A 9,410-nucleotide genomic window follows, 5' to 3' on the forward strand; every position below is an offset into this window, starting at 1 on the left:
GGCGCGGACGGTTTCGAACCGCCGTCATCCGCTTTGTAAGTTCGCCCAACGAGCTCGGAGCCGAGGCACCCAAGCGATCGGCCCCGCGGGCAGCAGCCCGCCAGGTACGCCGACACCCTCTGCGGTCTGACGACGTTGCCGTCATGGGTTACCGTCAGCCGCCCGCCAACCCAGCTGCCTCGCCTCGGCGGTCCACAAATAGGCTGGGGCCCCGCCGCAGTGCCATGCGGTCGGCTTTGGATGAGCCCAGTTTGCAGCAGTTCGCTGCTGCCCCAGGTCCCGCGGCACCCAGTTACCGAAAGGCACTCGTCCACCGATGTTGATGTCGGTCGTTGATGCCAAAGGTGCCGTTCCGCCCTAAACTCCTCTCCTGGCCCTTAACGCCTGGCCGGCGTGCGCTAATCGAGGCGCGAGACAGAGCCCATGGATTTCCCGATTCCACGCAAGCGAAATGACACGTTCTGCGGGGAGTCTGCCAGCTTATAGCGACCCTTATCCTCCTCCAGTGCGGCAACAAGAGGGTTAGATAGAAACTCTAGGCATTCACGCACAGCATCAGCTGAAGGACGAGGCGAGAATTCCTTACGCAGTGCATAAATGATGTTTTCTACGCTGATGTAGCCAGAAGCAATCGGGTCGTCATCTACGGCCTCCTGGAAAGCCAAGTCAAGGACCTTGCTGACAAGAAGCGTCTGACGCTCGGCAGTCGAATACCGGTCAGCCATTTCGTCCTTGAGCGCATCTGGGCGACTCAGAATATCCCGCATGTCACTGAGCGGGATCGGGCTAACCGCATGCCTGGCGAGAGTGGAAACCAGATCCTCGATCTGCATCATGATGACTCGATTCTCAATCGCCCAGTTCTTCGATCGAGTAGCGAAATCAGGTCCAACGACTACTACGTAGTCGGCCTTGTGCTTCTGCTTATGCTCGCGAAGGGCGTCAAACGCGACCCGAACCTCTGGAACTACTCCGTTTCCGGAGCTTTTAGCATCGACAATCACGCGGTAAGTGTCACCTGGCGCAAGCTGCGCGACGGCCAGAACATCCGTTCTTCCGGACCCTCCGAGGTGCTCGGCATGGAACCCCAAAAAGCGAAAAGCCTTCGCTACCGACTTCTCAAACTCTTCACTTTCGGTCCCAGCGTTTCCGAATCTTTGCAGCTCCTCCACGATTTCATCTAGCAAGGATTGACTAGGAACGCCTTCTGAAGATCCCTGCAATTCCGCTTCCAGAGGCCCAGCCACCTCGTTTTGCAGTGTTAGGGAATCGGCAAACACCTTCCCTGTGGGAGTCGTGCGAAATCGCTGCCAGTCAACCCGTTCCACGAGCCCTGCGTCTTGAAGGAATCCAAGCCTAAGCCGGATCTCCGCATTCGATGCCTGCGAGTACCCGAAACGCTCCTTCGCTGCGACTGTCAAAGCACTCGTGGTCGATGGCGAGTCGAGCAGCATCAAAATTTCACCAAAGAACATGTATCTTGTGTGGGCGCGAACACGTTGAAAGAAACTTGCTCGATCAACCCCATGTGCTTTAGCGCGTGAAGGGTGGACTGAAATGACGAATTGGTAATCCCAAGGTTCTCGGCACAAGAATTTCGAAAGCTATCGGCGGGAGTCGGGCCATCAAGCAACGCGATTAGATTCCGGACTGCCGCCGATGGCGTCAGGGAGGAATCTTCGCCCTCCCTGGCAACTGATTTCGTTCCCCTTGGGATATAGCCGATGAGGGGCCGCCTGCTCCGCAGCGCCTCTTGATCCAATTTAGGAGAATCTGAAAGGTACTGGATGAGATCCCCGCTGATCTCTACTTCACGTTCGATGCTCCCAGACTCTCCGCGAGCGGTATCCGGCGAGCACAGGTCCAGCTTCTCAAGGAGAGCTGTGCCAGCATCAGTGCGAACCACCTGGGTGTTCCATAGCTCGATCATGCCGAGGCTTCTCAACCATCCCGTTCGACGCCTGATCTGATCAAGACTGTTCCAGGGCAACCCATAGACGTTGTTCGCCACCGCTAGCAGGTCCGATTGCGAGGTTCGTCCCTCGACATGCAAGAGGAGCTCTCCAAAGAACTTCACACTGCCATGCAAATGGGCAGCGAGAGCCTCAGCATCGCATTTGCCGAGCCACTCCTTCGAGAAGTCCGTCAGGACCCACCGATTCTGCTTGGGATCACGAACCACAAAGCCTGCGGTCGAAAGCTGCCGACGGCATACGTCGTCGCAGGAGGCCGTGACTTCCTTGCCCTCCGGGGTTTTCCAGCTCAGCTTCTCTCCGCCATCTCGCGGGAGTTGAGAAAGGATTTGACGGAGCATAAACTCCTGCGACTCCGTCCCTCCAGAAATGTACCCAACAGTATTGGCGCGTTCACGCCACACTTTTACAGGGAAGGTCTTGGCCAGCAATTCGGCACTCCCGCTCGGCGTCTCGTTTGCATGGAGCTTAGAGCGCACGCCTGGCGCCTGGTCACGTAATGAAACTTTTCACCTTTTATGCAATATGTGAAGAATGTTCATAAATGAGAATGGCCCTGGCTGGCGTGCGGCCGACGGCGGCTTGGAGCAAGGCGGAGACAGGAACGCAGGCCCGGGCGACGGAGGCGCTCGCCGCGCCGTGCGCGGCGGGTGCCTTGATGAAGTACGGAAAAGGTCGCCCTTTTCGACCTAAGGGGCTGCAGCATGGACGAGGCGGCCAGTGAAGCCGTCGGCGCATAGGCGCCTATAAGCAGCCAAGACCTCCTCGGGCACGCGGTGGGCGACCATGAAGCCCTGCTGAGGGTATAGCATGAGCCCTGGGGTATAGCTGGAGGGCGCCGACGAGCATGTCGATGACCAAACGGGGATCACCTATGGAGTCCACGTAGTGGCGGAACGTCATGGGTGCTGAGGCGCTGACCACCTCGACTTCGGGCCAGAGCTTCCGGGCTGTGGCGTACGCGCGGCGCTCCTCGTACGGCTTACTGACCAGGAGAATGGACTCGACTTCGATGCCCTTCTCCTCGAGGAGCGTCCTGGCGAAGCGAATGTTCTCCCCAGTGTTCGTCGCCTTCGGCTCGACGAGGACGTCGACCGACGGGACACCGAGCTCGAGGGCGCGTTCACGGTAGTGCACCGCCTCGCCGCGGGGCATGCGCTCCTGGGTCGTGCGGCTTGTGGCGCCGGTGAAGACGATCAGGGGCGCCATGCCGCGGCGGTAGAGGTCGACGGTCGTGTCGGCGACGCCGAGGTCATGGCTGCCGAGGCCCACCGCTACCGAACACGGGCGCGGCTCGTGGTGCATTTGGTGGAAGTCCCAGATGAGCTCCGCGTCCGCCCACGACTGCTCCGAAATCACTTCTGTTCGCCATCCTGAGCCGAGTCCGGGACCTTGAACTCATACTCCCAGGCGAACCACGACGCGGCGTGTACCCCTACTGCGAACTCGACGACCGTCCCATCAGCCGTGTACGTCGTCCGGTGCAGCTCTACCACCGGCTCGCCTGCGGGGAGCTTCACCTCGTCGGACGTTGGGACCCGGGCGAAGATGCGTTCCTTCATGTGGTCGATCTCGTACCCGGCGTCGTAGAGAACCCGGAAGCCGCCGCCCCGGCCGGCAGGTCCCGGCGTGGGGTCCACGATGCGCGTGCCTTCGACGTGCTCGGGACGGTAGTAGCTGGTCAGCGTGTGGGTCGGCTGCTCCCCCTCCTTGACCAGGCGGGCGCGCGCGTACACCTGCGCGCCCTCAGGGAGTCCGTGCGCCTCTGCCACCGCAGCGGGCGCCTCCACCAGGCTGACCGACTGGGTCTGCTCGCCGCGCTGGTACGCGCGCCCTGAGACCACCCGGTCCGCGATGAACGCGACCTCGTCACCGTCGCGCCACTTCGCCTTGTCGTAGCGGCTGATCCCGATGCGCTTCAGGGGCGTCTGGGCGCGGACCATCGTTCCCACGCCGCGCGAGGACGTCACGAGCCCCTCGGCCTCCACGAGTAGAGAGTCCGCCGTGAAGCCATGCTGCCAGCGGCGAGCGGCCCGCCTGGGAATGGATCAAGAGGGCGGAGTCGACCGGCACGCAGGGACAAGGGGCTGAGGGCGCTCTCTGGCCCAGCCTCCCACCGCAAGGGCTGATTGCCGTCAAGAACTACCGTCAGAGGCCCCCAACCATGATTGGTTGGGGGCCTCTGCATTGGTGGGCGCGGACGGTTTCGAACCGCCGACATCTGCTTTGTAAGAGCAGCGCTCTACCCCTGAGCTACGCACCCGTGGACGAGTGGACAGCCTACATGGCAGGCGCACCCCCCACGCAAACCCGTTCCCGTGGGGGAGAATGGACCGGAGCTTGGCGGACGGGGTACGGGAGAGGGATTGTGGCGACGGCATCCCGGCGGTGGTTCGGTGGGCGGGACGAGAGTCGGCGGGCGGATGCGCAGGCGGCGAAGGATGCCGCCGCCGCCGCGTTCTACGAGTTGGACACCGCGCAGCGGGACCTGCGGATCTCGATGGAGACCATCGCCGCCGCCGACGGCTCTCCCGCCGCGCGGCAGGCCGCCGAGGGGTTCGCCGCGCTCGGGCGGCGGATCGACGAGGTCAGCCACGGCTACATCGAGGCCGTCGACGCGCACGACCTGGACCGGGTCGACCTGGAGGGCTCCGTCGCGGCGCAGGCCAGGCAGCAGCTGACCCGGGCCCGGGAGGAGCTCGTCCGGGTCAAGGGGGAGCTGGAACGGTTCGCCCAGGGGCTGCAGCCGCTGCTGGACAAGGCGGAGACGCAGCTGGCCCGGGTCGCGCCGGCGCGCGAGCGGGCGAGGGCGGCGCTGCTGGCCGCGAGCGACGCGCTGGACTCCGTACGGGCCAAGGGGATGCGGGCCGACGACCTGGCGGCGCGCCTCGCCGCGCTGGGGCCCGAGCTGACGAAGCTGAACCAGGGCGCGGCGCAGCACGGGGTGCAGGAGACCGTGCAGCGGGCCGACCGGATCCTGCGGGACGCGGAGACGGTACGGGCCGAGGCGGAGCGGCTGCCGGAGCGGGCGGCGGAGATCGACCGGCGGCTGGTGAGCCTGCGGACCCGGGCGCAGGCGCTGCGCAACCGGGCGGACCGGGTGGATCCGGTGCTCAGCGAGCTGCGCCGCCGGTTCAGCGCGGCCTGCTGGCAGGACCTCCAGCACGTCCCCGACCAGGCCGTACGGGACGTGGCGCAGGCCGAGGAGCGGCTGGCGGAGGCCGGCCGGGCGCGGGACGAGCAGCGCTGGGCGGACGTGACGGCGCTGGTCGAGGCGGTGCGGGCGGGCCTGGACGCCACCGACGAGGCGGTGTCGGCCGCGCAGGACCGGCTGTCGCGGCTGGAGGCGGTGGCGCGGGACCCGCAGGCGGAGGTGCAGCGGACCCGGTTCGCGATCCGGGACGCGCAGCGGCTGGCGATGGAGGGCCGCAGCGTGCCCGATCCGCGGCACGCGCGGCCGCTGGACGAGTCGGTGGCCCGGTTGGAGCGGGCGCTCGCCGGGCTGGAGGGGCGCCACCCCGACTACTGGCACTTCCTCCAGGAGACGGAGGAGGTCCGGGCGGCGGTGGGCCGGGTCGTGGCGGACATGCGGGGGCGCCGCGCCACCGGCTGACCGGGTCGAGGAGTTGTCCGTACGGGGGCTTCGGCGGATGCTGGAGGGTGCCGGGAACGGAACCGAGGAGGGCGCCATGGCTGCCCACACTTTCCACAGGCCCCGCGAGCGCCACGCACCCCCCGCGCGCCCGGAGTCGTACGTGCCGCACGCGGCCTACGGGTGCACCGAGCCGCACGAGCACTACGCGCCCTACGTCCCCCACGAGCCCTACGGCCCGCCCCCCGAGCGGCAGGGCCCGCGGCTGGCGGAGCGGCTGCTGCACCCGGTCAACGCCCGGCTCGACGAACACCTGCCGACCGACCACAAGCTGAGCAAGGTCTACCGGGTCGGTGCCGGGCTGACGGGCCTGCTGCTGATCGTCTTCGGGATCCTGGGCCTGGTCCACCACATCGGGTTCTTCGACACCGGCGGCGACACGGTGCTGGCCCTGAACACCAACGGCGCGCTGAGCGTGCTGTCGATCTGCTTCGGCGGGCTGCTCTTCGCCGGGATGGTGATCGGCGGGACGTTCGCCTCCACCCTCAACATCGTGCTGGGGCTGCTCTTCATCGCCAGCGGGTTCGTGAACCTGGCCCTGCTGGACACCGGTCTCAACTTCCTGGCCTTCAAGATCCAGAACGTGCTGTTCAGCTTCTTCGTCGGCGTGATGCTGATGTGGTTCGGGATGTACGGCCGGGTGGGCAGCGCCCTCCCCCACGACAACCCGTACTGGCGCGCCCGCCACCCCGAGCAGGCCGCCCGGGAGGACCGGGCCCGCGGCCGGGCGGCGGCCCGTTAGCCTGTGCGCATGCCTCGTTACGAATACCGCTGCCGGACCTGCGACGACACCTTTGAGGTCAGCCGACCGATGGCCGAGTCGTCCGCGCCCGCCGACTGCCCGGCCGGGCACGCCGACACCGTGAAGCTGCTGTCCGCCGTCGCGGTCGGCGGGACCAGCAGTGCCCCCGCGCCCTCCGGCGGGGGCTGCTGCGGCGGGGGCGGCTGCTGCTAGGCGCGAAGGGCGCTGGCTAGGGGGACACCTCCTGGCGCTTGCGCGACAGGGTGAGGCCGTCCGAGATGGCCAGCAGGACGGAGTCCATGCGGGTGTCCGCCATGACGTGGTCGTTGAACGCGCGGACGGCCGCGCCCCTGCTGCCGGGGGACTCGTCCAGGACCGTGCCGTGAAAGAGGGTGTTGTCCGTGACGATCAGCCCGCCCGGACGCAGCCTCGGGACGAGCTCCTCCCAGTAGAGGATCTGGTTCTCCTTGTCCGCGTCGATGTAGGCCAGGTCGACGTGCGGTTCGGCGGGCATGGCGCGCAGCGTGTCCAGGGCGGGGGCGATCCGCAGGTCGATGCGGTCCGCGACGCCGGCCGCCTCCCACGCGGCGCGGCCGTACGCGGTCCACTCCTCCGACACGTCGCAGGCGATCAGGCGGCCGTCGGCCGGCAGGGCCTGTGCCATGGACAGGGTGGAGAAGCCGGTGAAGGTGCCGACCTCGACGATGTGCCTCGCGCCCGTCAGGCGGACCAGGAAGGCCAGCAGCGGGCCCTGTTCCTCGGCCGACTGCATGCCCGCGGATTCGGGGAACTTCTCCCAGGTGGTGGTGACCAGCCCCCGCTGGAACTCGTCCAGCGGGGGGTTGTGCGCGAGGACGTAGCGGTAGAGCTCGTCGGTGATCTTGGTGCTGTTGCCCTTGGTCATGCGGTCAGTGTCGCAACCGCCTGCCCGAAGGAGCGGACGATCTCCTCACCGGCGAGTACACCGGCCTCGTGCAGGGCCGTCACCGTCGGCGAGGTCCAGCCGGCGTCGGCCAGTTCGCCGTGCCCCGGCCGCCAGGCCCGGTCTGCCGCCAGCAGCAGGTCGGCGTCGAGCAGGGAGTCGCCGGCGGCGAGGGAGGCGGTGGCACCCGTACGGCGGGCCACCTCGCGCATCGCGGCGCTCTTGGTCAGCGGGCGGGGGACGGCGTAGATCTTGCGGCCCTGGAGGGAGACCGTCCAGCCCCGTTCCTCGGCCCAGCGGGTGAGGGCCTTGAGCCACTCGGCGGGGACGAGCGCCCGTTCCACGACCAGGTAGGCGAAGAGGTCCTCCGCGATCCGTGCCTTGCGCAGCCACTGCGGGTCGGCCGTGTCCAGCAGGTGCCGGTGGACCTCCTCCAGCGGGGCGCACTCCTCGGCCAGCCGCCGGGCCACCGCGCGCCGCCAGTCCCGGTCGGGTTCCCCGTCCACCAGCAGCTGTCCGCCGTTGGCGCAGATCGCGTACGGGGCCGGGGGGCCGGGGAAGCGGATCCGCTGGTACTGCTTGCGCGTGCGGGTGGTGGTCGGGACGAAGACCGCCGCCGGGTCGGCGGCCAGCGCGGCCAGTAGCGCCGCCGCCGTCTCCGTCATGAAGGACAGCGGCTTGCCCTCGTGCACCTCGACGCACAGCAGCCGGGGCGCCTGCGGGTCGGGCATGGTCAGGCCGAGGGCGGCCGAGGAGTAGATGAGCGTACGGTCGAGGTCACTGGCTATGAGGACGGTTCCGTGGCTGGGGCTGGTCACTGGGCGGCCACTGCCTTTCCGTCGGCGCCGGTGGCGCCGCGCGTGAAGCGGGGGTGGATGAGTCCTACACAGGTGTACGGGAGGCCGTCGACCTCCTCGACCGGCACGCCGCGCTGTCCGGCGAGCAGGCGTACGTGGTCCAGGTCGGAGCCGGCGCCGCGCTGGGCGAGGATCTTCCACGGTACGCGGCGCAGCAGCACGCGGGTGGTCTCGCCGACGCCCGGCTTGACCAGGTTCACGTCGTGGATGCCGTACTCCTCGCTGATCCGCTCGACGGCCGCCCAGCCCACCCAGGTCGGGGTGCGGTCGGCGGCGAGGAGCTCCTTGACCTCGGCGTCGACGGCGTCGGCGACCTCGTCGAAGCGGGCGGCCACGGCGTCCACGAAGGCACCCGAGACGTCGGCTCCGGCCAGCTCGCGGTAGAACTTCGCGCCGTGGAAGTCGTCCGGGCCGACCAGGTCGGACCGCAGGACCGTGCGCGAGACCAGGCCGGAGACGGTGGAGTTCAGGCAGGCGGAGGGGATCAGGAAGTCCTCGCGGGTGCCGTACGTCTCCACGCAGGCGCCGGGGTCGGCCAGGACGACGACCTCCGGGTTGAAGTCCGGGAAGGCGGCCAGGGCCTCGCGCAGTTCGCGGGTGATGGCGCCCTTGCCGGTCCAGCCGTCCACGAACACCACGTCGGCCGGGTCGTGGTGGGCGGCGAGCCAGCGCAGGGCGTTGGCGTCGATACCGCGGCCGCGGACGATGGAGACGGCGTAGTGCGGCAGGTCCAGGCCGTGCCGGGCGGCGGCCCAGCGGCGCATCAGCACGCCGACGGGGGTTCCGGCGCGGGCGAGGGAGACCAGCACCGGGGAGGGGGACCGCTCGGCGAGGACGGTCTCGGTGACGGTGCCGACGGCGCGGGCGACGCGGGCCGCGGAGGCGGTCAGGGCGTCCTGGTAGAGCTCCTGGTAGCGCGCGGAGGGCTGGTACTCGACGGGCAGGGACTCGGCGTAGTGCGCGCCGCCGACCTGGATGGCCTCCTCGCGCTCCTCGGTCGGGGCCTCCAGCTCGACGGCGGAGAGGTCCTGGAGCAGCCAGCCGACGTCCTCGGGGGCGTAGGAGGAGAAAGCGGGCCCCCGCAGGGGCTCCGGCAGGCGCGGCTCGGACATGGTCGGCTCCTGCCGGTGGGGGGTTTCGGGCATACGGGGCGCGTCCACGGCGAGCCGGCCGGCGACGGCCGCGACGGGCCGATCGGGCACGGTACCGGCGGGGTCGCCGGAAGCGGGCGCGAGGGGGGCGCCGGAGGCGGGCGCCACGGGGA

At 68.3% G+C, this 9,410-nt stretch carries 9 protein-coding genes, 1 tRNA gene and 1 pseudogene; 3 read left to right on the forward strand and 8 right to left on the reverse strand.

Going from position 1 to position 9,410, the window contains the following annotated elements; all coding sequences use genetic code 11:
• Positions 1 to 398: 398 nt before the first annotated feature.
• From VR44_RS43010 to VR44_RS27600, 5 genes and pseudogenes are all read right to left on the reverse strand, one after another.
• Positions 399 to 1,475: a restriction endonuclease gene (locus tag VR44_RS43010; RefSeq protein ID WP_094191948.1), complete on the reverse strand. Its 1,077-nt coding sequence runs from the start codon at positions 1,473 to 1,475 to the stop codon at positions 399 to 401.
• Positions 1,454 to 2,452: a hypothetical protein gene (locus tag VR44_RS45325; RefSeq protein ID WP_169791054.1), complete on the reverse strand. Its 999-nt coding sequence runs from the start codon at positions 2,450 to 2,452 to the stop codon at positions 1,454 to 1,456. Before VR44_RS45325 ends, VR44_RS43010 begins: the two co-directional genes overlap by 22 nt.
• A gap of 210 nt (positions 2,453 to 2,662) precedes the next feature.
• Positions 2,663 to 3,332, reverse strand: a pseudogene (locus VR44_RS27590) (YdcF family protein).
• Positions 3,329 to 3,916 carry a UTRA domain-containing protein gene (locus VR44_RS27595; RefSeq protein WP_245692326.1) on the reverse strand — a complete coding sequence of 196 codons (588 nt, stop codon included), beginning with the start codon at positions 3,914 to 3,916 and terminating at the stop codon, positions 3,329 to 3,331. Before VR44_RS27595 ends, VR44_RS27590 begins: the two are co-directional and overlap by 4 nt.
• 245 nt (positions 3,917 to 4,161) lie before the next feature.
• A tRNA-Val gene (locus VR44_RS27600) sits at positions 4,162 to 4,236 on the reverse strand.
• A gap of 105 nt (positions 4,237 to 4,341) precedes the next feature.
• Here VR44_RS27600 and VR44_RS27605 point away from each other — a divergent pair.
• The 3 genes from VR44_RS27605 to VR44_RS27615 all read left to right on the forward strand — a co-directional run bounded on the left by VR44_RS27605 (position 4,342) and on the right by VR44_RS27615 (position 6,580).
• A complete protein-coding gene (locus VR44_RS27605) occupies positions 4,342 to 5,586 on the forward strand; it encodes a coiled-coil domain-containing protein (RefSeq protein WP_387267388.1) in 1,245 nt (414 codons plus the stop codon).
• 76 nt (positions 5,587 to 5,662) lie between these two features.
• Entirely contained in the window at positions 5,663 to 6,367 is a 705-nt protein-coding gene (locus tag VR44_RS27610) for a DUF4383 domain-containing protein (RefSeq protein ID WP_245692322.1), read from the forward strand.
• A 9-nt stretch (positions 6,368 to 6,376) separates the two neighbouring features.
• Positions 6,377 to 6,580: an FmdB family zinc ribbon protein gene (locus tag VR44_RS27615; protein WP_045950330.1), complete on the forward strand. Its 204-nt coding sequence runs from the start codon at positions 6,377 to 6,379 to the stop codon at positions 6,578 to 6,580.
• A 16-nt stretch (positions 6,581 to 6,596) separates the two neighbouring features.
• On the opposite strand, the gene VR44_RS27620 is transcribed toward VR44_RS27615, so the two are convergent.
• From VR44_RS27620 to VR44_RS27630, 3 genes are all read right to left on the reverse strand, one after another.
• Positions 6,597 to 7,271 (reverse strand): O-methyltransferase, encoded by a 675-nt coding sequence (locus VR44_RS27620; protein ID WP_045950326.1) that lies wholly within the window; start codon positions 7,269 to 7,271, stop codon positions 6,597 to 6,599.
• On the reverse strand, positions 7,268 to 8,107 hold the full coding sequence (locus VR44_RS27625; protein WP_045950327.1) for an HAD family hydrolase: 840 nt from the start codon (positions 8,105 to 8,107) through the stop codon (positions 7,268 to 7,270). Before VR44_RS27625 ends, VR44_RS27620 begins: the two co-directional genes overlap by 4 nt.
• Positions 8,104 to 9,410: cysteine protease StiP family protein (locus VR44_RS27630; protein ID WP_245692324.1), on the reverse strand; the 1,307-nt coding region annotated here is incomplete at its 5' end. The genes VR44_RS27625 and VR44_RS27630, both read right to left, overlap by 4 nt.

Source organism: Streptomyces katrae (genome assembly GCF_000966975.1).
GTDB classification, from domain to species: domain Bacteria; phylum Actinomycetota; class Actinomycetes; order Streptomycetales; family Streptomycetaceae; genus Streptomyces; species Streptomyces katrae.